26 protein-coding genes are annotated in these 23,755 nt (G+C 63.8%); 15 read left to right on the top strand and 11 right to left on the bottom strand.

Annotated features, from left to right (window positions below; all coding sequences use genetic code 11):
* Positions 1-19 precede the first annotated feature (19 nt).
* The 3 genes from EN862_RS15010 (at position 20) to EN862_RS36165 (ending at position 957) form a co-directional block, all read left to right on the top strand.
* Positions 20-202 (top strand): hypothetical protein, encoded by a 183-nt coding sequence (locus EN862_RS15010; RefSeq protein ID WP_036258067.1) that lies wholly within the window; start codon positions 20-22, stop codon positions 200-202.
* A 62-nt stretch (positions 203-264) separates the two neighbouring features.
* A complete protein-coding gene (locus EN862_RS15005) occupies positions 265-645 on the top strand; it encodes a YkvA family protein (RefSeq protein ID WP_127865083.1) in 381 nt (126 codons plus the stop codon).
* Between the two features lie 150 nt (positions 646-795).
* Positions 796-957 carry a hypothetical protein gene (locus EN862_RS36165; RefSeq protein WP_189401379.1) on the top strand — a complete coding sequence of 54 codons (162 nt, stop codon included), beginning with the start codon at positions 796-798 and terminating at the stop codon, positions 955-957.
* Positions 958-1,091: 134 nt separating this feature from the next.
* Here EN862_RS36165 and EN862_RS36160 read toward each other — a convergent pair whose 3' ends face one another.
* Positions 1,092-1,244, bottom strand: a complete 153-nt coding sequence (locus tag EN862_RS36160) for a hypothetical protein (protein WP_189401157.1) — start codon at positions 1,242-1,244, stop codon at positions 1,092-1,094.
* A 402-nt stretch (positions 1,245-1,646) separates the two neighbouring features.
* Entirely contained in the window at positions 1,647-1,832 is a 186-nt protein-coding gene (locus tag EN862_RS15000) for a hypothetical protein (RefSeq protein ID WP_127865082.1), read from the bottom strand.
* 533 nt (positions 1,833-2,365) lie between these two features.
* On the opposite strand from EN862_RS15000, the gene EN862_RS14995 reads away from it, so the two are divergent.
* Together EN862_RS14995 and EN862_RS14990 are read left to right on the top strand one after the other, a co-directional pair.
* Positions 2,366-3,769, top strand: a complete 1,404-nt coding sequence (locus tag EN862_RS14995) for a sensor histidine kinase (RefSeq protein ID WP_127865081.1) — start codon at positions 2,366-2,368, stop codon at positions 3,767-3,769.
* Positions 3,766-4,410, top strand: coding sequence for a response regulator transcription factor (locus tag EN862_RS14990; protein WP_095815903.1), 645 nt, complete (start codon positions 3,766-3,768; stop codon positions 4,408-4,410). Before EN862_RS14995 ends, EN862_RS14990 begins: the two co-directional genes overlap by 4 nt.
* 82 nt (positions 4,411-4,492) lie before the next feature.
* Here the strand turns inward: EN862_RS14990 and EN862_RS36155 are convergent, their stop codons facing one another.
* The 3 genes from EN862_RS36155 to EN862_RS14970 all read right to left on the bottom strand — a co-directional run bounded on the left by EN862_RS36155 (position 4,493) and on the right by EN862_RS14970 (position 7,120).
* Positions 4,493-5,197, bottom strand: a complete 705-nt coding sequence (locus tag EN862_RS36155; protein WP_245519585.1) for a hypothetical protein — start codon at positions 5,195-5,197, stop codon at positions 4,493-4,495.
* 191 nt (positions 5,198-5,388) lie between these two features.
* Positions 5,389-5,952, bottom strand: a complete 564-nt coding sequence (locus EN862_RS36150; RefSeq protein ID WP_127865080.1) for a hypothetical protein — start codon at positions 5,950-5,952, stop codon at positions 5,389-5,391.
* A gap of 283 nt (positions 5,953-6,235) precedes the next feature.
* Positions 6,236-7,120: an EamA family transporter gene (locus EN862_RS14970; protein WP_127865079.1), complete on the bottom strand. Its 885-nt coding sequence runs from the start codon at positions 7,118-7,120 to the stop codon at positions 6,236-6,238.
* An 83-nt stretch (positions 7,121-7,203) separates the two neighbouring features.
* Between EN862_RS14970 and EN862_RS14965 the strand changes: the two genes are divergently transcribed.
* The 5 genes from EN862_RS14965 to EN862_RS14945 are packed head-to-tail and all read left to right on the top strand — an operon-like array spanning position 7,204 to position 12,755.
* Entirely contained in the window at positions 7,204-7,713 is a 510-nt protein-coding gene (locus EN862_RS14965; protein WP_127865078.1) for a hypothetical protein, read from the top strand.
* Positions 7,713-8,858: an acyltransferase gene (locus tag EN862_RS14960; RefSeq protein WP_127865077.1), complete on the top strand. Its 1,146-nt coding sequence runs from the start codon at positions 7,713-7,715 to the stop codon at positions 8,856-8,858. Before EN862_RS14965 ends, EN862_RS14960 begins: the two co-directional genes overlap by 1 nt.
* Entirely contained in the window at positions 8,855-9,961 is a 1,107-nt protein-coding gene (locus tag EN862_RS14955) for a glycosyltransferase family A protein (RefSeq protein WP_127865076.1), read from the top strand. Before EN862_RS14960 ends, EN862_RS14955 begins: the two co-directional genes overlap by 4 nt.
* Complete coding sequence (locus EN862_RS14950) at positions 9,958-10,986, top strand: glycosyltransferase (protein ID WP_127865075.1); 1,029 nt, start codon at positions 9,958-9,960, stop codon at positions 10,984-10,986. Before EN862_RS14955 ends, EN862_RS14950 begins: the two co-directional genes overlap by 4 nt.
* Entirely contained in the window at positions 10,983-12,755 is a 1,773-nt protein-coding gene (locus tag EN862_RS14945) for an ABC transporter ATP-binding protein (protein ID WP_245519584.1), read from the top strand. The genes EN862_RS14950 and EN862_RS14945 overlap by 4 nt, the downstream gene beginning before the upstream one ends.
* Positions 12,756-13,011: 256 nt before the next feature.
* On the opposite strand, the gene minE is transcribed toward EN862_RS14945, so the two are convergent.
* From minE to minC, 3 genes are all read right to left on the bottom strand, one after another.
* The gene (gene minE, locus EN862_RS14940) at positions 13,012-13,284 is read right to left on the bottom strand and encodes a cell division topological specificity factor MinE (RefSeq protein ID WP_042638296.1); all 273 of its coding nucleotides are present in this window, start codon (positions 13,282-13,284) and stop codon (positions 13,012-13,014) included.
* Positions 13,281-14,096 carry a septum site-determining protein MinD gene (gene minD / locus EN862_RS14935; protein ID WP_126061655.1) on the bottom strand — a complete coding sequence of 272 codons (816 nt, stop codon included), beginning with the start codon at positions 14,094-14,096 and terminating at the stop codon, positions 13,281-13,283. The genes minE and minD overlap by 4 nt, the downstream gene beginning before the upstream one ends.
* 99 nt (positions 14,097-14,195) lie before the next feature.
* Entirely contained in the window at positions 14,196-15,092 is an 897-nt protein-coding gene (gene minC / locus EN862_RS14930) for a septum site-determining protein MinC (RefSeq protein ID WP_127865074.1), read from the bottom strand.
* A 184-nt stretch (positions 15,093-15,276) separates the two neighbouring features.
* On the opposite strand from minC, the gene EN862_RS14925 reads away from it, so the two are divergent.
* The 4 genes from EN862_RS14925 to EN862_RS14910 all read left to right on the top strand — a co-directional run bounded on the left by EN862_RS14925 (position 15,277) and on the right by EN862_RS14910 (position 18,563).
* Positions 15,277-15,702 carry an SgcJ/EcaC family oxidoreductase gene (locus EN862_RS14925; RefSeq protein ID WP_127865073.1) on the top strand — a complete coding sequence of 142 codons (426 nt, stop codon included), beginning with the start codon at positions 15,277-15,279 and terminating at the stop codon, positions 15,700-15,702.
* Between the two features lie 112 nt (positions 15,703-15,814).
* Positions 15,815-16,249 (top strand): hypothetical protein, encoded by a 435-nt coding sequence (locus EN862_RS14920; RefSeq protein WP_127865072.1) that lies wholly within the window; start codon positions 15,815-15,817, stop codon positions 16,247-16,249.
* A gap of 489 nt (positions 16,250-16,738) precedes the next feature.
* Positions 16,739-17,644 (top strand): AAA family ATPase, encoded by a 906-nt coding sequence (locus EN862_RS14915; RefSeq protein WP_127865071.1) that lies wholly within the window; start codon positions 16,739-16,741, stop codon positions 17,642-17,644.
* The gene (locus EN862_RS14910) at positions 17,622-18,563 is read left to right on the top strand and encodes an AAA family ATPase (RefSeq protein WP_127865070.1); all 942 of its coding nucleotides are present in this window, start codon (positions 17,622-17,624) and stop codon (positions 18,561-18,563) included. The genes EN862_RS14915 and EN862_RS14910 overlap by 23 nt, the downstream gene beginning before the upstream one ends.
* Before the next feature lie 42 nt (positions 18,564-18,605).
* On the opposite strand, the gene EN862_RS14905 is transcribed toward EN862_RS14910, so the two are convergent.
* A complete protein-coding gene (locus tag EN862_RS14905) occupies positions 18,606-19,622 on the bottom strand; it encodes an FRG domain-containing protein (RefSeq protein WP_127865069.1) in 1,017 nt (338 codons plus the stop codon).
* Between the two features lie 216 nt (positions 19,623-19,838).
* On the opposite strand from EN862_RS14905, the gene EN862_RS14900 reads away from it, so the two are divergent.
* Entirely contained in the window at positions 19,839-21,218 is a 1,380-nt protein-coding gene (locus tag EN862_RS14900) for an FAD-binding oxidoreductase (RefSeq protein ID WP_127865068.1), read from the top strand.
* 189 nt (positions 21,219-21,407) lie between these two features.
* Here the strand turns inward: EN862_RS14900 and EN862_RS14895 are convergent, their stop codons facing one another.
* Both EN862_RS14895 and EN862_RS14890 read right to left on the bottom strand, forming a co-directional pair.
* Complete coding sequence (locus EN862_RS14895; protein ID WP_245519583.1) at positions 21,408-22,217, bottom strand: BA14K family protein; 810 nt, start codon at positions 22,215-22,217, stop codon at positions 21,408-21,410.
* Positions 22,218-22,627: 410 nt separating this feature from the next.
* On the bottom strand, positions 22,628-23,737 hold the full coding sequence (locus EN862_RS14890) for a KamA family radical SAM protein (protein ID WP_127865067.1): 1,110 nt from the start codon (positions 23,735-23,737) through the stop codon (positions 22,628-22,630).
* Between the last annotated feature and the right edge of the window lie 18 nt (positions 23,738-23,755).

Here is a 23,755-nt window from a genome sequence, read left to right as displayed (position 1 = left end):
CGGATCTGAGGAGGGTGAGATGGTGACGGCGAAGCTTCACGGTGTTGAACTCGTCAGGGGACAGAAGTGGACCGTGCGCGTCACCGCCTACGGCACGACGCTGATCTTTCCCTTCGAAGCCGAGCAATATGCGCGTTCCTACGCGGATGGCCAGGCGTTCCGCCTCGGCGTCGAGGTTGTCGAGCTGAAGGACTGCGCCTGAGAGACCAAATCCGGTGCTCGTCCGTTGGCCCGCAGACCCGCACGGCTCTATACAATAGGCTCATGTCGGCTCTCGACTCGGCAAAGCGATGGGCGCGCGCCATCAAGCGCGATGCGGTGGCGCTGTGGATTGCAGCCCGTGATTCGCGCGTGCCCTGGTACGCAAAAGCCACCGCGGGCGCGGTCGCGGCCTACGCGCTGAGCCCGATCGATCTCATCCCGGATTTCATCCCGATCATCGGCTATCTGGACGACCTTTTGATCGTGCCTCTCGGCATCCTGCTCGCGGTCAGGCTGGTGCCGGCCGACCTGATGCGGGAATTCCGCGAAGAGGCCGCGCGGCGCGAGAAGCCGGTCAGCAAGGCGGGTCTCGCCTTCATGATCGCGGTCTGGGTGCTGGCGGCGCTGGCGCTCACCTGGCTGTTCTGGCCGAAACCGGCCTAAGCGTCGTTTGTAGTCAAGCTGGCCGTTCTTGCGCCAGCAGCGGCGCACATCCACTTGATTTAGCGACCTCTTGTATTCGATGCAAATCAGGATCATGCTCAAGGATGCGCGAAATCACATGCGCTGCGGGTGGGTCAAAAGGGGTAAGGCGTGATGGAGTTTGCAGTCTGCTACGACCACAGCGGGTTCGATCTGGCGCGGTCGATCTTCCTGGATCTCACTGCTTTCCTTGCGCTGTTGACGCCATGGGCGATCGCGCGGCTGATCGAGATCGCGCGCGAGGATTCCGCCGCCGGATTGCAAGTCGCGTGACGGGCTGAAAGCCGCGTTCCTGGAATTGCCCTAAAGCGCGTCGCGATCCTTCGGATTCGCTCCATGCGCTTTGGGTCTTTGATTTTACGCATGTCTTTGTCCCGAAACCGGTTCCCACTTTCGCGAGACATGCTTTAACCGTCGCGACCGACCTTTCGGATCGACAGGTCGCCGAACAGGGCCGAACAATCGATCTCCTCCTGGAAACGCGCCTGCGGATCGAGCACCAGCCAGGAAGCGTGGGTGCGAAGCCTCTTCAGCCGGGCGTTCTTTTCCGCACGCGCCAAGCGCTCCGCCTCGTCTGTTGAGGCTTGAACCGGCCTTTCGGTCTTGTGATGGTGAGGACTCCTCGGCATCGCGGCCTAGAACGCGCCCGACCTGCTTTCGTTCCGCCGCATTGCGATGGCCACGGCCATAGGTTTCGACGACGGACCAGCGTTGGAGCATTCAGGGAGTGGGGTAGCCCGGCTTGCCTTGGTGGTAAAAGAGTACGGCTCTCTTACAGGCAAGCCGGGCTAAAGCGCCGACCATTGGGTTTCCTTGGGGGGAAGCCGGCGCACGGACACAGTGTCCGTTTCCACCTGCACCCGCAATTGTCGCTGAGGTCCTATGCGCCGGCGCAAAGGTCCGAGCGGCGAGGGCCGAAACGTTTCTGCCTGGAATCATCGGGCTTCCGGACGCCTGAATGCTCAAGTCCGCGTAAGCCGGCTGCCTTTTTGGAGCGTTCTCTTGACGAAATGCTCGGCGTGCCGCGCCCATTCTGCTTCGGTGACGTCGTTCTCACGAACAGACCGCCTGAAAGCTTCGCGCAATGCCTCGAGCTCGAAAATCGACAGCCGCTGATTGGTTTTGTGGTTTTTTGTGCCGGCGTCCATACTGCGTTGCCACGAACAGCAAGGTAACGTCCATCGTATAGGCGGCGCATGTCCGGCCGATCAAGGCCCTGGACTTGACTTCTTTTGGGGGCAAATGCCGTCGCGAATTCCCGCGTCTTACGCTAGGACAGAGCGGCCCGGCCGCAGGGCTCGGGCATCCGACAGACATCGCTATATATTCATATCCACAACGCCCGACGGCAGGACCGCGCCGGACCGACACGGCCGTGGCGCGGCGCTATATTCTGCAAGGCATATGTCTTTTGGTCTGGACCTGGGGCCGGATTGGTGGTTGTGTCGGCGCTGCAAGAAATTCAGGTGGCAGCCGGCCCGCGTCTTCCCCGTCAACAGGAGTGGCGCGGGCATTTGCCATTCGGGGTATGAGCGACCTTGCCGCTTGCGAATCGGAGCTGCTCCGCCGGCGCGCCGGCAACGGCCCGCCATTAACCTTCCTCATGGGCACAGACCAAGGTCGGTGTCGCAATTGCGTCCCCTCGCCTATACTGTCGCGAACGGGTGGGTGAACGGTGCCGATGTTTGGGAGGTATCTGAAACGACTTGCACGAATCTGGAGCGGGCTCTCGCTTGCCTTGCAGTTCGTGATCGCGGGCGGTATCGGCCTTCTGGCGGTGATGCTCGTGGTCGGGCTGTGGGTGACATCGCAGATCCGTGACGGTGTCCTGCACAATTCCGCCGCCACCACCGCGCTCTATGTCGACAGCGTGATCGCGCCGCTGCTGCCCGACATGCGCAAGAGCCAGGAGCTGGACGACACCGTCAAACGGGCGCTGGACGAAACGCTCGGCCAGGGGGCGCTTGGGAAAAGGCTGGTCTCGTTCAAGCTATGGCGGCGCGACGGCACGATCCTCTATTCGAAGGACGCCGGCCTCATCGGCAGGCAGATCAAGCCCAACGCCAATCTCATCGCCGCCTTCGCCGGCAACGTCATGGTCAAATACAACAACAACAGGCTCGAAGACGAGGAAGACGAGAAGGAACGGTCGATGGGGGTGCCGCTGCTCGAGATCTACAACCCGGTGCGCGAACCCTGGTCGGGCGAGGTCGTGGCCGTGTCTGAATTCTACGAATTGTCCGGCGATTTCGAGGAATCGCTGCGCTCGGCCCTGTTGTGGAGCTGGCTGGTGGTGGCGGGCGCCACGGCGGCCGCGCTTGCCCTGCTCTCGGGCATCGTTTTCCGCGGCAGCCGCACCATCGTCACGCAGCAGGCGGCACTCGAGGCCAAGGTCTCGGAATTGCAGGCGGCGCTGGCGCAGAACTCGTCGCTGCGGCAGCGCGTTCAGCGCGCCTCGCGCCGCGCCACCGCCATCAATGAGCGCTATCTGAGGCGAATCGGCGCCGACCTGCATGACGGGCCGGCGCAACTCGTGGCGCTCGCCGCGCTCAGGATGGACAGCCCGGCGCTGGTCGATCCGGGCACGTCGAGCACGCTGCGCGAAGCCGAGATCGCCGGTATCCACAAGACGCTCGGCGAAGCGATGCGTGAGATACGCGGCATCTGCAACGGGCTGGTTCTGCCGCAGATCGAAACCCAGGCCATCGCCGACATCCTGCGGCTGGCGGTGGCCGAGCATGAGCGCCGCACCAGCACCAATGTGTTACTAACCCTGCCAGAGCGCTTGCCGGAACTCGGCACCTCGGAAAAGATCAGCATCTATCGCTTCGTGCAGGAAGGCCTGAACAACGCCTTCCGGCACGGCAAGGGCAAGGGCCAGCAGGTCAGGGCCACGACGAAAGGCGGTAAGCTTCTCGTCGAGGTCGTGGACACCGGTCCCGGCTTCGACCCGGCCCGAAGCGAGGGACTTGGGCTTGCGGGCCTGAGAGAACGTATCGAAAGCATTGGCGGTCAGTTCGAGACACTGACAGGCCCCGGAGGAACAAGACTGGTGATCACCTTGTCTGTCGAGGAGCAACCGTGAGCACATCCATCCGCATCGCAATAGTCGACGACCACCCACTGTTTCGCGAGGGCGTGGCGCGCAGCCTCGGCGAAATAGGCGGCTTCGAGCTCGTGGGCGAAGGCGCCAGCGCCGAGGACGCCGAAAGGCTGGTGCGCGCCAGCACGCCCGATATCCTTCTGCTCGACATCAGCATGCCGGGCGGCGGCCTCAGCGCGCTCGCCAGCATCCTTTCAGCAACGCCCGAGCAGAAGATCGTCATGCTGACGGTGTCGGAGACCAATGCCGACGTCGCCCAGGCGCTGAAGGCCGGCGCGCGCGGCTATGTGCTGAAAGGTGTCGGCTCCAAGGCGCTGGCCGAGATCCTGCGCGATGTCGCCAACGGCCAGAGCTATGTATCGCCGAGCCTCTCGGCCAGGCTGCTTTCCGACCTTCTGCAGCCCACCGGCAGCAAGCCGGATCCGCTCGCCCAGCTCACCGGCCGCGAGGCCGAGATCCTGAAGCTGGTCGCGGAGGGGCTGAGCAACAAGGAAGTGGCCGCCAGGCTGTCATTGCAGGAAAAGACGGTCAAGCATCACATGACCAGGGTGCTCGCCAAGCTCAACGTGCGCAACCGCACCGAAGCGGCGCTGCTGATGCATGAGGCGAGGGAGAGGAATTAGCCCCCAACGCAATCACCCCCGCCTCAAGGGACGGGGGTGACATGCGAGGGTGTCGGAAAAAGGGGGTAGCCTTTCCCGGCCCTCACAGACTCAGCAGACGATTCAGATCCTCCTCCGTCGCCTGCCGCTCGATGATGGTGCGGCCTTGCGCGTCGATCATCTCGAAACGGCCGTTCTGGACTTCTTCCTTCATGCCGTTGCGATGGACGACGGTGATCTTGTTGCCGTCGATCGAGATCGTGTCGCCGGTTGCCGTGTTGGTATAGCTGTTCTTGCCGCCGGGATTGGCATTGCCCTTGCCGCTGTTGTTGCCAGGTCCCGCATTGGGGTTGCCCCCGCCGGCATTGCTGTTGTCGGAATTGCCACCGGCATTGCTGTTGCCGCTGTTGCCGGAATTCGAGCCGCCGGCCGAGCCAGAATTGCCGCCGTTTCCGGCACCGCCATTCCCCCCGTTACCGCCATTGCCCCCGTTACCGCCGTTGGCGGCGTAGGCGGTTGACACGAGCTTTGTCACGTTGCCCGGCGCCAACAGGCAGGGCGCGACCACAACCGCCAGCGCGACGGAGAGGCGCAGCGAGAGGTCGACTAGCCTTTTGCAGGCGGGTTGGCGCATTCTTTGTCCTTCTTGCCGGTTCCACCTCGGTTTGCCGAAGTTCCGCTGACGGCACAGGCGACGCGGAACCGGTCTCTTGACGTAGGCTAGGATCACATTCCGGCGGCGCGACGAAAGCGGCCCACGACCCATGCTCAGGCCGATCAGACCATTTCCGCCGCCATGGGTGACCAATGTCGCAACAGCAACAGCTTGAAAAAATTACCCCCGCACGAAGGCGGGGGTAAGGTGAGTAGCCAGATTCCATCGCAAGACGATCAGGACCGCAGAGACGAAGCAAAAGGTGGCAACCTGATTTTGCAGCGCTGACCTTCGGTCCCTTAAGATCTAATCCGGATAAAACCTCGCTCTCACAAACTCTGCTCTCACAAACTGTTCAGGCGATTGAGATCGGCCATGGTGGCTTTGCGGTCGACGATGGTGCGTCCGTATTTGTCTTCCATCCTGAACCGGCCGTTCTCGATCGTCTCCTTCATTCCGTTGCGGTGCGTGACCTGGATGCCGCCGGCGGTGGCCTCGACCTTGTCGCCGGTCGCCGCGTTCACGTGGCTGTCGACATCGGCGGCGCTTGCCGCGCCGGCACTGTTGCTCGAGCTGTTGTTCCCGCTGCTGTTGCTGTTCCCGCTATTGCCGTTGCTGTTCCCGCTGTTCCCGCCGCTATTGCCGTTTCCGTTTCCGCTATTTCCGCCGCTGTTGCCGCCACCGTTCCCGCTATTTCCGCCGCCGTTCCCGCCGCTGTTTCCGCCACCATTGCCGCCGCTGTTTCCGCCACCATTGCCGCCGCTGTTTCCGCCGCCATTGCCGCCTTTGCCGGCATAGGCCTTGGTCACAACCACACCATCGACGGAGAGACTGAAAGGCGCAACAACAAGCGCCAACGCAGTCAGCGCTCGCAAGACCAGCCTGCAGCCCCTGCGCTTCAAGCGCATCCCGCTCTCCCCACGCCAGCCCTTCGGCCCGTCGGCCGCACTACCCCACCGGCAATGTCGCAGCATAAGCATCCCCAATCAGCCCATGATTAGGAAGTGGCCCACGACCCTTGTCTTGTCCACTCGGACCTATAGCTATTTTTGATCGGACCTAAGTCTTATTTCAACCACCGGATGTGGTCGGATATTGCCAGGGCGCGCATCGATTTCTCCAAACCGGGCAACGCTTTGGAGCGCGTCGCTCAGAAATGGATTCCGGTGCGCGCGACCGGCTTCCGGGGAGTCAGGCCGAAGGCGAGGGCTGCCGCGCCGCGACCGCCGTCCCGAAGGCGGCGGCAATGACGGCGGCGATGCCGGCGCATTGCAAAAGGTTGAGCTTCTCCGCCAAAAACAGGAAGCCGGTCAGCGCGGCGCCAGCCGGCTCCAGGCACACCAGCATGCCGTAGACCCTAGCCGGCATGCGGGCCAGCACCAGCATTTCCAGGTAGAAGGGCAGCGCGCTGGAGAACAAGCCGACCACGGCCGCGCCAGCCATGACGTGCGGATCGGCGAGATGGGCTTGAGCAGCGCCGAGACCGAAAGGCAGCGCCAGCACCGCGGCGATCGCCATGCCATAGGCGGAGGTGCGCGCGCCGAGCTCGGCGCCGGCCTTCTGCGCGAAAATGATGTAGAGCCCCCAGCAGGCGCCGGCCGCCAGCGCCAGCGCCACGCCCAGCGGATCGAGCCCGCGGCTGATCCCGGCAAAGGGCGACATGAGCGCGATGCCGGCTATCGCCAGCGCCACCCAGACAAGATCGAGCAGGCGCCTGGAACCGAGGGTCGCCACGAACAGCGGCCCGGTGAATTCCAGCGCCACGCAGATACCCAGCGGAATGCGCTGGAGCGCGGCATAGAACAGCATGTTCATGGCGCAGACCGTGATGCCGTAGGCGGCCAGCCAAGGCAGGTTGTTCCGCGAGGGCAGCACCTTCCATGGCCTCAGCACCGCCGCCAGCATCAGCGCGCCGATGGCAAGCCTCAGCATGGTCGTGCCCTCCGGCCCCAGCACCGGGAACAAGCTCTTGGCAAAGGCTGCGCCAACCTGCACCGACAGCATGGAGCCGAGCAGGCCGAGCACGGGCATGGCGCCCACCTGCGCCTGGGGTTTTGCAATCGGCGTCGACGTCACTTGCTCTCCGTTCCCTGCTCCTGGTCGGAATCGAGAGATAAGGCCTGGGGGCTGCCCCGTCGTGAGGCAGCAGGCGGCGGACGGTGGGACAAGGCGGCCCCCTCGGGCGGCAGGCCTGCCGCACCGCACAAGAACTTGAAATTCAAGGTGTTTTCACAGACTCCACTGTAGAATTTGGCACCGCGATCAAGCTCTTTTTCAATATTCCCATCATGCTCGCCGCAGTTGCTGAGACAACTCTCCCGCATCCTGGGCGATTGATGATTTTCAGGATCAGACCAACTGCCTATGACGTCATAGGACCTTTGGACGGCCCATGCGAATATTTTTACGACACAACTATTTACGTCCCACAACGGCATCACATCTTATTTCAGAGCCGTAAGCATTTTGTGTTGCACCGCAACATCCGCCGCGACAATCGTGGAGCGGGGGCATGCCTGTTGGAGGATGCCATTATTGTGACTCGGATGGGCATTCCGCCGGTTGGCAGGGATTGCGCCCCCGGCCCGGACGGTGAGTGGTCGGCCCAAGGCGGCGAGATTCGCTCGCCCGCTGCCGCGTGGCCTGACCAAGCTGCCGAATGCCGCTGATGGCGAACGCGCGCGACATCCAACTCGACTCGTTGCGAGCCGTTGCCGTGACGCTGGTGCTCTACGCCCATTTCCTCGCGCCAAGCGGCACCTCCTTCCTCGGCCATCTCGGGGTCAGGCTGTTCTTCGTTCTCTCCGGCTTCCTGATCACACGGCTTTTGCTGGACGCGCGTGATGCCGATGCATTCGCCCCCGGACCGGCGCTGCGCTCCTTCTATGCGCGGCGCGTGATCCGCATCTTCCCGCCCTACTTCGCGGTGCTGGCGCTGGTCTGGTTCACCGATCTGGAACAATCGAGGTCGTCGCTCGCCTGGCATGCGCTCTACCTCTCGAACTTCTGGTACGCGCTGCGCAACGACTGGAGCCCCTGGCTGCTCTGCCATTTCTGGAGCCTCAGCATCGAGGAGCAGTTCTACCTCGCCTGGCCGCTGATCGTGCTTCTGGCGCCGCGCCGGCGCATCGAGGCGATCGCAATCGGCGTCATCTGCTTCTCGCTCGCTTACCGGTTCTACTGGCCGATCGCCGCCAGCCCGGCGCTCGCCCGCGATCTGCTGCCGCCGGCCTCGATGGACGCGCTTGGCTGCGGCGCCCTGCTTGCCGTGCGCCGCGCCAGGGGCGCGGATGCGCCGCAATGGATGCGGCTCTGCTGGCCGGCCCTGGCGATGGTGTTCCTGTTCGTGGTCCGATCCGATCCGGGGCCGGCGAATTCGGCCTGGGAGTGGCCGCGCTGGATGCTGGTGCAAGTGCTGCCGCTGGTGCCGCTGACGGCGATCGTCGCCGCCTGCTCGAACGGCCTTGGCGGCAGGCTCGGCAGGCTGGCCGAACTGCCGCCGCTGCTCGGGCTCGGTCGCATCAGCTACGGCGTCTATCTCTACCATCCGATCCTGCTTGCCTATGCCGTCAAGGCGCAGCCATGGATCCCGCTCAACGTCTCGGAACAGGGGCCAGGCCGCTTCCTCGTCGCGGGCGCCGCGACGCTGGTCGTCGCCTCGCTTTCCTGGGGGTTTTTCGAGAAGCCGCTCAACGGTCTCAAGCGCTATTTCCCCTATGTCGCGCCCGCTCATCGGCGCGGCGCGAGCGAGGCCCGCCGGTTCGGCGCCGCCCCGGCGCTCGATCTGCAGCCGACGGACCGGAGCCGACCATGACCGCGCCGCTCATCTCCGTGCTGTTGCCGGTCTACAATGCCGAGCCCTATGTGGCCGCCGCGATGCAGTCGATCCTGCGGCAGGACTATGGCCGGCTCGAAATCATCGCCATCGACGACGGATCGACCGACAGGTCGCTCAAGATCCTCGAACGCTGCCGCCGGGACGACAGCCGCGTATCGATCATCTCGCGCGAAAACCGTGGCCTCGTCGCCAGCCTCAACGAGGGACTGGCGGTCGCGCGGGGCGAGCTCGTCGCGCGCATGGACGCCGACGACTTCGCCTATCCCTGGCGGCTGTCGCGCCAGGCGGCGCTGTTTGCCGCGCGGCCGGAGCTCGGCTTCTGCGGCGCGCTCGTGGACACACTGCTGCACGGCCGCGTCCTTAAGGGGCGGCTCGACCCGGTGTTTCGTCTCAGCCTCCCCGAGCTGTCGAAATTCTTCACGATCTTCCTGCACCCGACGGTGGTCTATAACCGCAAGGTCATCTCCGACGCCGACCTCCACTACGACGGCGCTTATCGGCATGCCGAGGACTTCGACCTCTTCCGGCGGCTGGCCGACCGCTATCCGGCGGCGCTGATGCCGGAGAGCCTGCTGGTCTACCGCGTCCATCCCGGCAGCGTGACCAGCCGGCACGGCAAGGAGATGCGGCGCACGCATCTCAAGATTGTCGGCGAGAACCTCGAGCGCCTCGGTTTGGCGCAGGACTGCGAGGACCTGCGCGCCATCGGCGATCGCGTCTGCCTCGACACCGTACGCCGGGCGGCCGCTTTCATCCGCAGGCTGGAGGCGCGGATCGCGACATTGCCCGACCCGACGCGGCCGAGCTTCGAGGCCGGCGCGCTCAACCTGTTCTATTTCCTCTACCAGCTCGTCAATGACGAGGAGCGGCCGGCGCTGACGCATGAATTGCTGACGCTGACCGGGAAATGGAACGCGATCCGCCGCCGCGAGAAATACGCGCTCGGCCCCGGCGCCTGGGCGCCCTGGCTGAGCCAGGCCTCGATGTGGGCGGGCAAGCGCGCCGATTGGCTTGCCTACCGCTTAAAATCCGCGCCGGCGACGTCAGTGCTCGCGCCTTATCGGGTGGAGGCGGCATGAACGCCGAGCGCCATCCGTTGCTGCGGCACCTGCGCCCCGCCCTGCCCCCTCCTCCGTGGCCCAGGCAACGGCCACCGGTTTCCTTCATCGTCTGCACGCGCGACCGGCTGGACGTGCTCGAAGCCTGCATCGACTCGATCCGCGCGGCCTGCCGGGCGCATCCCGCCTTCGCGGCCGAGCTGGTGGTGGTCGACAACGGCTCGCGCGACGGCACGGCCAGTTATCTTTTGGCGGCCGCCGCGACCTCGGACATCCCCCTGACCGCAATCTCGGAGGCCCGCCCCGGACTGGCGGCGGCGCGCAATGCGGGACTGGCGCAGGCGCGCGGCGGGGTGCTGGTGTTCGTCGACGACGACTGCAGGCTCGACCGCAACTATCTCGCCGACCTCGAGCGGCATTATGCGAGCGGCGAGAAATGGCTGATCCGCGGCGGCCGCGTCGAGATCGGCGACGCGCTCGACCTGCCCTTCACGATAAAGCGCTGCGACCAACGCGAAGTGCTGACGCATGCCGTCCATCCGGGCGGCTTCGTGCTAGGGTGCAACATGACCATGCACCGCGACGTCGCCGCCCGCATCGGCCCCTTCGACGAGCGCTTCGGCGCTGGCGGCGCGCTGCGCTCGGCCGAGGACACGGATTATCTGGTGCGGGCGATGCTTGCCGGCATGGCGGTGGAATACGTGCCCGACATGACGATCTTCCACTATCACGGCAGGCGCGACCGCATGGCGATCGACCGGCTGCACCGCGACTATCATTTCGGCAACGGCGCGCTCTGCCTGAAGCATCTTCGACGCGCGCCCTGGCTGCTGCGCCATTTCTACTGGGCGGTCCGCGCCGCCATGCGCGAGCTCGTCGGCGGGCCACGCTTCGACCAGGATCTCAAACTGTCGCACTGGCCGATCGTCCTGATGAACCTTGCGGGCGCGGCGAAGTTCATGGCTCTCGTGCTTTTCAGGCGGCCGGATCGGCAACAGCACGGCGAGGAGACCACCACGGCCAGGGCGGAGGCCGGCGCGCCATGAGCGGGCACCGGACCCTGCCGATGCTGCGCCAGGCGCTCGGCCGCCGGCAGCTCGGCCTGCTGCCGATCGTCGTCGCGCTCGGGCTCGCCGGCGCCGCGCTGGAAGGATTCGGCATCGGCCTGATCATCCCGCTGCTCGGCATCATCATGGGGCATGGCGAGGCGACCGGCATGGCCGGCCTCTCGGCCCTCCTGCAGAAGGTCGGCGCCGGGCTCGGCGAGCGCGAGCGGCTGATCGCCATTGCGGCCGCGATCCTCGGCTCGATCCTGCTGAAGAACCTGCTCGGCTTCGCCAATTCGGTTCTCACCGCCCATATCTACGGCAAGGCCAGCCAGGCGATCCGCGGCGCGCTCGCCGAGCGGCTGCTTTCGATCGGCTATCCGTTCTTCCTGAAGGAGAGCCCCGGGCGGCTGCTCAACATCATCTCCAGCGAATCCTGGCGGGCGTCGGACGCCATCCAGGCGGTGCTGGGGTCGATCGTCAACGCTTCGGCCGCGATCATCCTGCTCGGTTTCCTGCTGCTGCTTTCCTGGCGGATGACGCTGCTGGTGATGCTCGGGCTTGCGCTTGTCCAGGTTGCGCATATGGCGCTTTCGGCGCATCTCAGAAAACCGAGCCGAAGCGTTGCCTCGCGCAACAGCGCCTTGGCCTCACGGATGCTGCACCTGGTGCATGCCGGCCGGCTGATCCGCATCTTCGGCCAGGAGGCGCGCGAGAAGGCGGCGTTCGAGGCGGCGTCGGACGGCGTGCGCCGGGCGGCCTTCCAGCTTTCCAAGCGCCAGGGCGCGTTGGCGCCGCTGACCGAAGTGCTGCACGCCATGCTGTTCCTGGCGGTGGTGATCGGCGCATGGCTGGCGGGTTTGAGCTTCCCTATGGTCGCCGCCTTCCTCATCCTGCTCTACCGGCTGCAGCCGCATGTGCGGGCCCTGCAGATGACCTGGAGCCAGCTGCAGGGGCTTTCCGGCTCGCTGGAAGAGGTGACCTGGCTGCTCGACCCCAAGGGCAAGCCGGCGGCGCCGCAAGGCAGCCGGCCATTCGCGACTTTAAGCGACAAAATCGCCTTCGAGGGCGTGAGCTTCAGCTATGCCAATGAGGAGCAGCGCGCGGCGGTGCTGCATGCCGTGAGCTTCGACATAAGAAGCGGCCGCTCGACGGCGCTGATCGGCCGCTCCGGCGCCGGCAAGACGACCATCGTCAACCTGCTCTGCCGTTTCGTCGAGCCGGACGGCGGCCGCATCCTCGTCGACGGCGCGCCGCTGGGCGAGATCGATCCGATCGCATGGCGGGCGCATATCGCCCTGGCCAGCCAGGAACTGGAGCTGGTGGACGGCACCATTCTCGACAACATCACCTACGGCAAGGACACGGCGAGCGAGGAAGAGGCCCGGCGCGCCGCCGAGCTCGCCGAGGCGCATGAATTCATCGAACGCCTGCCACAGGGCTACGGGACGATCGTCGGCTATCGCGGCGTCAATTTGTCGGCCGGCCAGAGGCAGCGCATCGCGCTCGCCCGCGCGCTGGTGCGCGACCCCGATATCCTGATCCTCGACGAGGCCACCAACGCGGTGGACGGGCTGTCGGAGGCGGCGATCGTGGAAACGCTGAAGTCGCGCGCCGGCCGCCGCACGACGATCGTCATCAGTCACCACCACTCGACGATCTCGTTCTGCGACGACCTGGTGATCCTGGAGCATGGACGGGTGAGGAAGCAGGCGCCGTTCGCGGAACTTGCGGCGCGCAGCATGGATGAGCTGTATCAGCCGGAGTGAGGGCGTGGGGGCAGCGGCGTCGCGCCTTCGTCATCCTAGGGCGGAGCAAGGAGCGAAGCGACGCGCGCAGACCCTAGGATCCATGCCGTGGCGCTAAAGCGTTGCCACGGTTACAGAATTTTGCACCGCTGCACTCTGCGGCAACGGTCACGGCATGGATCCTCGGGTCAAGCCCGAGGATGACGAAGCGTTGGCGCAGGCCCCCTCCCCGATCCGCTTTGCGGATCGACCCTCCCCACAAGGGGGAGGGTGAAGATCACCCCGCCATCGCCAGCGGCGCGGCGCTCTTGTTGGGGATCTGGATGTCGATCTCCAGCGTCGACATGGTGGCACCGCGATCCATCGAGACCTGGAGATAGTCCTGGTCGATCTGCACATGCTTGGCAATGACCGCCATGATCTCCTCGCGCAGGATGGAAACGAGGTCCGGCTGGCCGCGGCTCTGGCGCTCATAGGCGAGCAGCAGCTGCAGCCGCTCGCGCGCCACCGGCGCGCTGGTGCGCCGCTTGAAGAGGTCGAGGATGCTCATGCGGCCCTCCTTCCGAGAAGCCGGTCGAGGAAGCCCTTGCGTTCGAAGGGGACGACCACCGGCAGGTCCTCGCCTTCCAGGCGTCTTGCCGCTTCGAGGTAAGCCTTTGCGGCACCATTGAGCGGTTCCGAGAGCGTGACGGGCGAGCCGAGGTTGGAGGCCCGCAGCACATCCTGGCTTTCCGGGATGATGCCGAGCAGCGGCGTCGACAGGATCTCCAGCACGTCGTCGATCGACAGCATCTCGCCGCGCGCGGCGCGCGCCGCGTCATAGCGGGTGACCAGCACGTGTTTTTGCACCAGCTCGCCCTGCTCGGCCTTCATGGTGCGGGCGTCGAGCAGGCCGATGATGCGATCGGAGTCGCGCACCGACGACACTTCCGGGTTGGTGACGATGACCGCCTCGTCGGCGAAGCGCATGGCGAGCTGGGCGCCGCGCTCGATGCCGGCCGGGCTGTCGCAGAAGACATAGTCGAACACCGAGCGCAGCCGGGCGATGACTTCGGCCACGCCCTCCTCGGTCAGCGCGTCCTTGTCGCGCGTCTGCGAGGCGGGCAGCAGATAGAGCGTCTCCAGCCGCTTGTCGCGGATCAGCGCCTGCGACAGCTTCGCCGTGCCCTGGATGACGTTGACGAGGTCGAACACCACGCGGCGCTCGGCGCCCATGATGAGGTCGAGATTGCGCAGGCCGACGTCGAAATCGACCAGCGCCACCTTCTTGCCGGTCTTGGCCACGGCGGCGCCGAGCGCGGCCGTCGAGGTCGTCTTGCCGACGCCCCCCTTGCCCGATGTGACCACGACTACCTTGCCCATATATTCAGCCTCCGTTGGCGATTTTTATTCTCTGACCGTGCCGGGCACGGCGGACTCGTTAACAACCTTGGCACGCGAAACCGGTCCGAAGCTTGCGCGTCAGCCGAGCGGCACCACGCAGAGCGCATCATTGTCGAGGAAGGCCTGCACGGCCTTGCCGCGCGACACGCCTTCCATTTCCTCGGCCGTGGTGTACCAGCCGTCGACGGCGAGCAGCTCGGCCTCGTTCTTGCGGCAGAAGATGCGCGCCGAAACATTGCCTTCCGAGCCGGCGATCGCGCGGCCGCGCAGCGTGCCGTAGACATGGATCGAGCCGCCGGCGACGATTTCCGAGCCGGACGCGACCGAGCCCAGCACAATGACGTCGCCATGCGGGTGGAACACCGACTGCCCCGAGCGGATCGGTGCCTTGATCATCAGCGTGCCGGCCGAAGGCTGCGCCGGCTCGGCGCCCTGCCCTTGGCTTGCGGCTTGCGCCGGTTCGATCCTGACCGCTTCGAGCCTCGCCAGCTCGGGATCGACAGGCTCGTCACCGGACATGGCGATCTGCGGAACCTCGGCCGGAGCCGGCTCCGCGACCAGTGGGGTCTGCTCAGCTGCCTGGACCCGCTCCCCGGCGGCGGCTTCGAGCTCCTCAGCCCGCGCCTTGCGCGCGGCCCGGCCCAGCAGCCCCTCGGCGGTCGCCTCCTTGGCGCCGGCCAAGAGCGGCGGCAGTTCAGGCCCCAGTTCGGCGCCCTCCAGCTCGATGGCATAGACGCGGATGCCGCGCGAGCCGAGCACGCCGACCAGCGCTCCGATCTCCTCCGGCCCCGGCTGCAGGATGTTCAGATCCAGCACCACCGGGCGCCCGTTGAAATAGCCCGGCGAGTTGGCGATCCAGCGATCCAGCCCCTCCAGCCAGTCGGCGATCGGCGCCTCCGGCGTCAGCGTGAAAGCGACGAAGGAACGGGCGCGGAAGCGGATGGATTTGTTCTGCAAAGGGGCGGCGAAGGTCACGACCAGGCGAATCCTTACTCAATGATTAAAGGGTGCCGGGCGAATGGTTAACAAAAGGTTAATTTTGGGGGTTGGGGCCGTTAAGGAAGTGGCGCGGCTAAGTTCTGTGGCAGCGCGGTGACAGGGCCTGCTGATGCCGCTATCGTCTCACCCCAGCCTGGCGGAAAGCAAGGGAGATCATGTCATGGAGATCAGCAAGCCCGAGGATGTCGCGGCCGCCTTCGCCGACGCCTGGAACAGGCATGACATGGACGACTTCGCGGCGCTGTTTTGCGAGGACGCCAATTTCGTCAATGTCGTGGGCATGTGGTGGAAAAACCGGGCCGAGATCGAAGCGGCGCACAGCGCGACTCACAAGACCATGTTTCGCGACAGCCGGCTGGAGGGTATCGCCGCGTCAGTCGTGGAGCTGTCTCCCGGCCTTGCATCCGTGCACTACAGATGGACCCTGACCGGCGCATCCGCCCCGGACGGCTCGCCCGCCGGAACGCGGGAAGGCATCCTGCTTCTGGTGCTGAAGAAGGAACAGCTTGGATGGCGGATCAAGGTGGCCCAGAACACCGACATCGTCCCAGGCGCGATCGCTCCCCCTGCCCGCGCAGGCAGATAGAGGGGCTGAGCCCGTTCGAGCCGCGCATGTGAAGCGGCTAATATACCGGCGATGTCCAGCCGTGCACCATCCCGCCCGGGACTTTCCACTCTTTCGGGACAAGGAGACGGGCATGGGCATCGATCGGGAAGACTGCAAGCGAGCAGGCAGGGCGAGCACGACACTGGCGGCGCTGATGCTGCTGGGAGGATGCATGACGCACCGGCCGACAGGCATAGACGCATACCAGACAAGCGGCATCGACCAATGGCTGGCGACAGCCGATGCCGACAAGGTCGTCAACGCGATGGGCGCCAAGGGCCTGATGCCCGCGACCATAGACTGCCGCTTCGCCGACACCACGCCTGGACAGGTGGCCTACCTGTCGAAATTCACCTGGATGCGGGCGCCCGCCAACACGCGCTACCACTGGGAAGTGGGCGACCCGGCCTATCTCGCGAGCAAGGAAGTGAAGGCGAACAGGGTCGGGTTGAAGCGGGTGGATGCGAAACTGGTGCGGGATGCGGCGACCGGGCAGAAGGTTGGATGCTCGGTTTGGGTGGGTTGAGGATAGAGCACGGTTGCTTCGGCTTTACTGGCGAACGTCAAGCGATAGTTGAATCACTCCCGCTAGAGCAGCCCACCCCAAAAGGGCAGGACTCCAAATTCCTGAGAAACATCCGTAGGCTGCGCAAGCATACTTGCGCGGCCGCTCCGCGTGCGCAATGTTACAGTCATAGAGATTTATTGGCGTTGGCGGGACGATGAAGCGTTTTGTTTTGGAATCTCAATATTGGGTGCGCCTGCTGGGATGCGCCCCGTCGCCCGACAAAGTCATAGGCGTACAGAATGCCGGCCCTGCACCTAATCCGACAGAGGAAATTTGACTGACCTGACCAACCAGCAAAACAAGGCGGCGAGCATTCATGCTTGGCGCGCCGGTGGCATGCCACGCGGCATGTTAGACGGTCATTGCGGTGCTCAATGGGGCGCCGGGACCGCCGAAGGCTGCACTAACAACCCTATTTGCTACACCTTACGCGATTCGTGGTAACCAATGAAGCTCGTCAAAATAAGGATTAAAGGTTTTCAATCATTCCACGATTCTGGTGATATCACCTTTTCTGAAAAAATAAATATTGTTGTTGGTCAGAACAACTCTGGAAAGAGCGCGTTGCTACGTGCACTTCTTCCAACATTGCCAGACGATCGACATCGAACTTCGACAAAATGGCAGAAATTTAGACTTCCACGACCTGAGGTTTTCTTCACGTTGGAAGTCAGCGGTGCAGAGATACGAGACTGGGTTTTGATAGATGGTGGACAACAGTATTTCCCCGTCGGAATGTCGGACAATCGCCTCACGGTCGCCTTTATAGAGGAACTCTTCAAATTTCAGCGATTAGAACTATCCGTGTCTCGAACACCGGGAAATACCTTCCATTCAGTCTACCCGTCCCACCGACTGTTCACGTATGTTCCGGGGTCGCAGCAGATTGCGGCCGCAGCTACTCCGAATAACGGCGAGATAATAGTTTCTAATCACGGCGTGTCTTCGAACGACAGCTTACCAGGCTTACTGTTCAACGCCTGGAATCGCGTGATGTTTTACTTTGCGGCCGAGCGAATGACTATCGGTGAGGCGGGGCCTGGTTATGGCAGCCGTCTCGAGCCTAACGCTAGCAACCTTCCGAACGTACTTCATACGCTAAACAGTGAAAGAGGCGACGTTTTCAAGCAACTGGTAGACCATCTTCGAGAGATTTTTCAATCAGTTGGGAATCTCAGCGTCAGGACCAGACCTGGCAGCCATAATCTGGAGATTCGAGTGTGGCCCACAGAGGCCATGGAGCGGGTAGAACTCAGTTTTCCCCTTAACTCCAGCGGCACAGGCGTCGCTCAGGTAATTGCTCTCCTCGCAGCGATCATGACCATCGACGATGGCTATATTTGTAATCGATGAGATCAACAGCTTCCTGCACCCGGCAGCAGTCAAGACGCTCCTCCGGATACTGCAAACGCAATATTATCAGCATCAGTACATCATATCGACGCATGCACCGGAGGTGATCGGCTTCAGCAATCCGAGCACCATTCATCTCGTCAAGCGAGCAGGCTACGAATCTTCAGTCGAACGACTCAACCTTGATGAAGTTGGGAAATTTCGGGAAGTTGCTGAGCATTTAGGCGTCTCCATGGCAGACGTATTTGCAGCGGAACGGGTCGTCTGGGTTGAGGGCCCGACAGAAGAACTTTGTTTCCCTTACTTGTACCAGCAGCTAGTTGGGCCGTTACCCAAAGGGACAATCATCACGTCCGTCGCAGCAACGGGTGACTTTAATAGCAACAAGCGAGATCCTGCCATTGTTTATGAGGTGTATCGACGCCTAAGCGCTGCCGCTGCGACGCTGGTCGTTTCGGTTGCGTTCAGCTTCGACACAGAGAAATTGACCGACGAGGAAAAGGCCAAAATGATGCGAGACTCCGGTGGTTTGCTGCACTTCCTACCTCGGCGCCATTTGGAATGCTATTTAGTGGATCCTGCAGCAATCGCCGCGTTCATCGTTAGTAAGGACGCTGCCGCAACTGAAATCGTCGGTGCTGAGTCGGTTGAAGCTAAACTAAAAGAAAAAGCTGCTGAGCGCCCATACCATATTTCGGAATGGAACGAAGACATTACAGAACCTCTTTGGCTTACCCACGTCGACGCCGCCAATTTGATTGCCGATGTGTGCAAAACTCTGTCTGAGCATCGAGTGACTTTTTCCAAGAGGAACGATTCACTTTTCCTTTTGAAGCATATACTGGCTCATAACCCCGGCCGACTAACACCGCTGCGAGATTATGTGCAGAGCCTAGTTGCGGCGGTAGCAGCCGCCTAGGCGATTGACCGCAAAACGGCCAAAGATATGACGGAACGCTAATCAGTAGATTACCTCCATTTCGGCCATGGAGATTTCGCACCCTTTGAGCCCGGGGAACAGCCTAGCTCCGTCATAGCCACGACTGCGAAGAAGCCTGAGCAACGGCTTGGCTTCCGATCTCGGCAATGTCGCCTTAAAAAACATAGGCGGCAACAAGTCGTCAGGCTTAGGGCGCCGATTCACCATGCCATCGACCGCGCTTCCCTTTGATTGAGAGAAAAGGGTACTCACGGCATGCACAAGGTCGATCTGCTCGGGCGCATGTCCTAATTCCTGGATACGCGGGCGAGTGGGGGTGGCGTTTGTGAAAAGACCTTTCTGCGCTGCAAGATTTGGATTGCCTGCATAGGGAACTTCCACCACGTCAATTTGATAGGAGTAGCTGGGCATCTCCATCACTAAAGGTAGGTTGTGGGCCTCAAGAATGTCGGGTGATGCAATCCAAACGGCCAAGTTACCTTCGATCGGGAATTCGAGGGCGGATTTGGCGGCGAAGTAGGCCGCTACCAGCATATCTCTCGACCAGTCTAGAAGGCGTGTTGGCACCCCGTAGTGCTGTGCAAGCCCGATTATTGGCCTGAGGTCCGGTGGCGGCCATTTCCAAAAATGCGCACCGACAAGCGCCATGAAACTTTTTGGATTCATCCGAAATGCAGATTGCATCAGCAAGTGATGAATTTCATCCGAAACCGAGGGGCGCGCTATACCTTGGTGGTTAGCAAATTTGTAAAAAAGCCTCACAGCGGTGAACTCAGCGACGATTTGTTTGTGAAGCGACGAATCATTTGCGAACTTGGTCGAAACATCTAGTGCAAGCAGCCTTTCAAGCCGCTGTACGCCCTGCGGCCTAAAGGCAGACGGCACGAGGCCCCAATCAGCGATGGCGGAGCCTCTGTAGATGAGAGGCGTCTGCTGCGTCGGAATCGATTCTTGCAGAGACAATAATTCCGACAAAAAGCGATTGGCGTCAGAATATTGCAGATGCTCGATGATTTTGCGCTCAGGTAGGTCGTTCATCTAACTCCTTCCATTATGTCGTTTCAGGCTTAGGCGGTGGGCCATCTGATGTGAACCATCGAGCGTTTGTTTCACCAGTGAATTCTTGGATAACCCACAACCTTGATTGTGCTAACAACCGGCTAGTCGTTACCCTACAACTTTGCTCTCCCGCGTGACCGACAACAAAATTTCCAGCCTTCTAAGATAGGCACTCAACATTTTCCTGGATTCCCCATGCCCCTCCTCCCCGCCCTCCGCGCCCTCCTCCCCACCGCCATCATCTGGGACGCCGCCGAGCTCGCCTCGCGCGATCCCGGCTTCGATGCGCGCAATTTCGGCGCTTCGGCGCTGGTGCGGCCGCGTGATGTCGAGGGTGTCGCGGCACTGGTGCGGTTTTGCGTAGCGCGTGGCGTCAGCCTTGTCGCCCAGGGTGGGCGCACGGGGCTCGCGGGCGGGGCAGCGACTTCCCAAGGGCAGGTGATCTGCGATCTTGGCGGGCTTGCCCAAATCGAGGAGATCGATCCGTTCGCGCGGGTGGCGATCGTGCAGGCGGGGGTGACGCTGGGGGCGCTGCAGGAGGCTGCGGCCGTGCATGGGCTCGACCCGGGCATCGACCTTGCCGCGCGCGGCAGCGCCACCATTGGCGGCATGGTTTCCACCAATGCCGGCGGCATCATGGCCTTTCGCAACGGCACGATGCGCCACCGCGTGCTCGGCCTCGAAGCCGTGCTGCCGGACGGGCGGGTGTTTTCCGATCTCACAAGGGTGCTCAAGACCAGCGCCGGCTATGACCTGAAGCATCCGTTCATTGGGGCGGAGGGCACGCTCGGCATCGTCACCCGCGTGGCGGTGCGGCTCGACCCGGTGGCCGGAGCGAGTGCCACAGCACTTGTCGGCGTGCCGGATGCACGAAGCGCCCAGCAGATCGTGCGGCATTTCCTGGGCTCGACCAGCGCCCGGCTTTCCGCCGCCGAGATCCTTTGGCGCAATTTTGCTTCGCTGATGCAGCGCGGGCTGGGCTATGCGCCCGGGCAGCTGCCGCTCAACGCACCCTGCCTGCTGGTGCTGGGGCTCGGCGCCGACAGCGTCGAGGCGGCTCGACAAGTGCTAGAGGACGGGCTGGCTGCAATCTGGCAAGAGGCCGGCATCCTCGACGGGCTGGTCGCGAGTTCCGAGGCGCAGGCCGCCCAGATGTGGCGGCTGCGCGAGGAGACAGAGCACATCGAGCGCGCGCACCCGATGGCGCCCTCCTTCGACGTTTCCGTGCCGGGCGGCGCGCTGGACGCCTATGTGGCGCGCATCGAGGCCGGGCTGAAGCGGATCGACGCCGCCTACGCGCCCTATGTCTACGGCCATCTCGCCGACGGCAATTTGCACATCTCGATCAATTGCGACGGCCCGCTTCCGCATGAGCGGCACCAGGCGATCGAGGACGTGCTTTACGAGGGCCTGCGCGAAGCCGGCGGCTCGTTCTCCGCCGAGCATGGCGTCGGCCTGGAGAAGCGCGAGGCCTATGAGCGGCACGCCGACCCGGTGAAGCGGGATTTGGCGAAGGCGATCAAGGCGTTGATTGATCCGGGTAATGTGATGAATCCGGGGAAGGTCGTGGGGTGAGGGCTCTTTTCCTCGCCCCCATGAAATGGGGGAGAGGTGGCTCGGCGAAGCCGAGACGGAGAGGGGAAGCGCCGACGTTGAAGGACGCGTGCGAGCCCGCCAGCGCCGCAGGCCCCTCTCCGGCCGCTTCGCGGCCACCTCTCCCCACTTCGTGGGGCGAGGAAACGCGAACCGCTGGGCGTCGGCGCCCTACTCGCACTGGCGCCGCGGGCCGCCGTCGAAGGGCTGGTAGGTGTTGTCGCTTGGATCGTAGGAGCGGTAGCGGCTGAAACAATAGTCGACATGGTCGGCCGAGACCTGCCGGGTGGTGGCCTGGGCGGCCTCGGGCGAGATCTCTTCCGGCGGGCCGCCATAGGTTGTGGCGTAGCCGTTGCCGGACGGGGCGTAGCCTTCCATCTCGGCTTGGTCGTCGGTGATCTCGGCCGTGGCGGTCTGCCGGTCGCTCCCGCCTCGCTTACCGCTCTGGCCGGTCGACGCGGTGCGGTCACCAAGGTCGTAATAGGGCGAGATGCAGGGGCGCAGCTCGCCGCTATAGGAGCGATAGCTGTTTTCCGCCGGGCGGTAGCTGCGATAGCGGGCGGCGCACCACTGCAGATGGGCAACGGGCAATTGCCGCTCAGCCTGCTGGTCGGCCGGCGCCGGTTGCTGGGCGGCATTGGCGTCCGCCGCAGGTTGGGTGGGAGCGGACGCGCCCGATTGCTGCGGCTGCGGCTGTGCTGGCGCCGCAAGCGCTGACGCCTGCGTTGCGCCACTCGCGGTCTTGATCGGTTCACTTGATGACGTCGCGGTCGCCGCCTGCTGGGCGGGGATGCGCTCAAGGTTCTGCTTTTGCTGATCGACCGGCTGCGCATCCTTCGTCCAGAGCTCGGAAACGCCGATCGTGGGGGTTGCCTGGCGCACCGGCTTGGCGGCCAGCATCCAGGTGGCGAAGGCAAGTCCGCTGGCAAACACGGCCAAGGTCAGCACGAAACCACCGGCAATTCCCAACAAAGCCTTCACGCGACGCTCCTTCAGTCCCCGCTCATAGAATGCGGGGCGCGGAATCCGGTTCCCATGAGAAGGGGGCAATGTTGCGACCGCGGCTCTGCCGAACGGGAAGGCCCCGCGTGCTCCGGGGAGAGGCAGGCGGGGCCCAAGGATCGCCGGGAGGGGACCTGGCTGGGACTTTTTCAGTTGCAGACTTTGATGGATCCAAAAGGATCGAGGGCAGCGTCGCGCCTTTTGCGGCCCGCTGCATCGTGCAAACGAAGGAATAAAAGCACGCAATCCTTCATTTACAGGGTGCGGTTTTGATAGCCTCGGCCCAGGATCGTCTCAGCCGGCGGGTAGCCACCCGCCCGCCGGTCAGGTCCGGCGGCCGGCAAATTTGCCCCAACAGGGCCGCCGGGCCGCCTTGAGCGGCGAAAACCTCAGACACCCGCCGGCACCTCGCGATATTCCCGCACCTTGCCGTCCTGGCCTCTGATCAGCCAGGTGTCGCCGTCCCGGCCCTCGATGTGGCTCGCGGCCAGCGGCACCTTGCCGCCGCCGTCCGGCAGGTCGATGACATAGGTCGGGTTGCAGATGCCGGAGAGGCGCCGGCGCAGTTCCGCCACCAGCGCCTGGCCCTGGTGAATAGTGGTGCGACGGTGCGCCATGCCGCGCGCGAGGTCGCCGTGGTGCAGGTAATAGGGTTTTACGCCGAGACGGTACATCAGCTCGCGGCAGAGCTCCTCCAGCACCTCCACCTTGTCGTTGACACCTTTCAGCAGGACGCTCTGGTTGAGCAGCACGAAGCCCGCCTGCCGCATCGCGCGACAAGCCGCCTCGGCCTCCTGCGTGAGCTCGCGCGGATGGTTGAAGTGCGTGACCACGCTCACCATAAGCCGGCCCTGCAGCGCCTCGACCAGGCCGGGCGTGATGCGCGACGGCAGCGCCACCGGCACACGGGTGTGGATGCGCAGGAGCCTAAGATGCGGGATCGCCTCCAGGCGAGCGCGGATCTCGGCCAGCGCCTTGTCGGGCAGCGACAGCGGATCGCCGCCGGTCAGGATCACCTCGCGGATTTCCGGGTGTCCAGCGATATAGGCGAGCGCCGGCTCCAGCGCCTCGCGCGTGTAGCCGCGGCCTATCGAGGTCAGCGACTCTTTCCGGAAGCAGAAACGGCAATAGACGGCGCATTGATAGGTCGGGAACAGAAGCACGCGGTCGGCATGGCGGTGCGTCAGCCTGGGAACGGGGCTGAACGCGTGGTCGCCGATCGGGTCGTCAAGCTCGCCCTCGGCGGCGACCAGCTCGTCCGGCGACGGGATCACCTGGGCACGGATCGGGTCGTTGGGGTCGTTCCAGTCAATCAGGTCGAGATAGGGTTTTGGCACGCGCACCTTGTGGGCGGCGGCGGCCTCCTGGGCTGCGGCGCGCTCGGCCGGCGAGAGCGGCAGGGATGCAAGGTCGCGGACATGGCGCACGCCGGCGCGGACATCGTCCTGCCAGGCGGCATCGGCAGCGGCAGCTTGCTTGAGGTTGGCGTCTGAGGTCATCAGGGTCTCGGGGGCGGT

It is taken from the genome of Mesorhizobium sp. M2E.F.Ca.ET.219.01.1.1 (assembly GCF_004016445.2).
GTDB lineage: Bacteria > Pseudomonadota > Alphaproteobacteria > Rhizobiales > Rhizobiaceae > Mesorhizobium.
The sequence above is the reverse complement of the archived record's forward strand: the minus strand, read 5'-3'. Positions and strand labels throughout refer to the sequence as shown.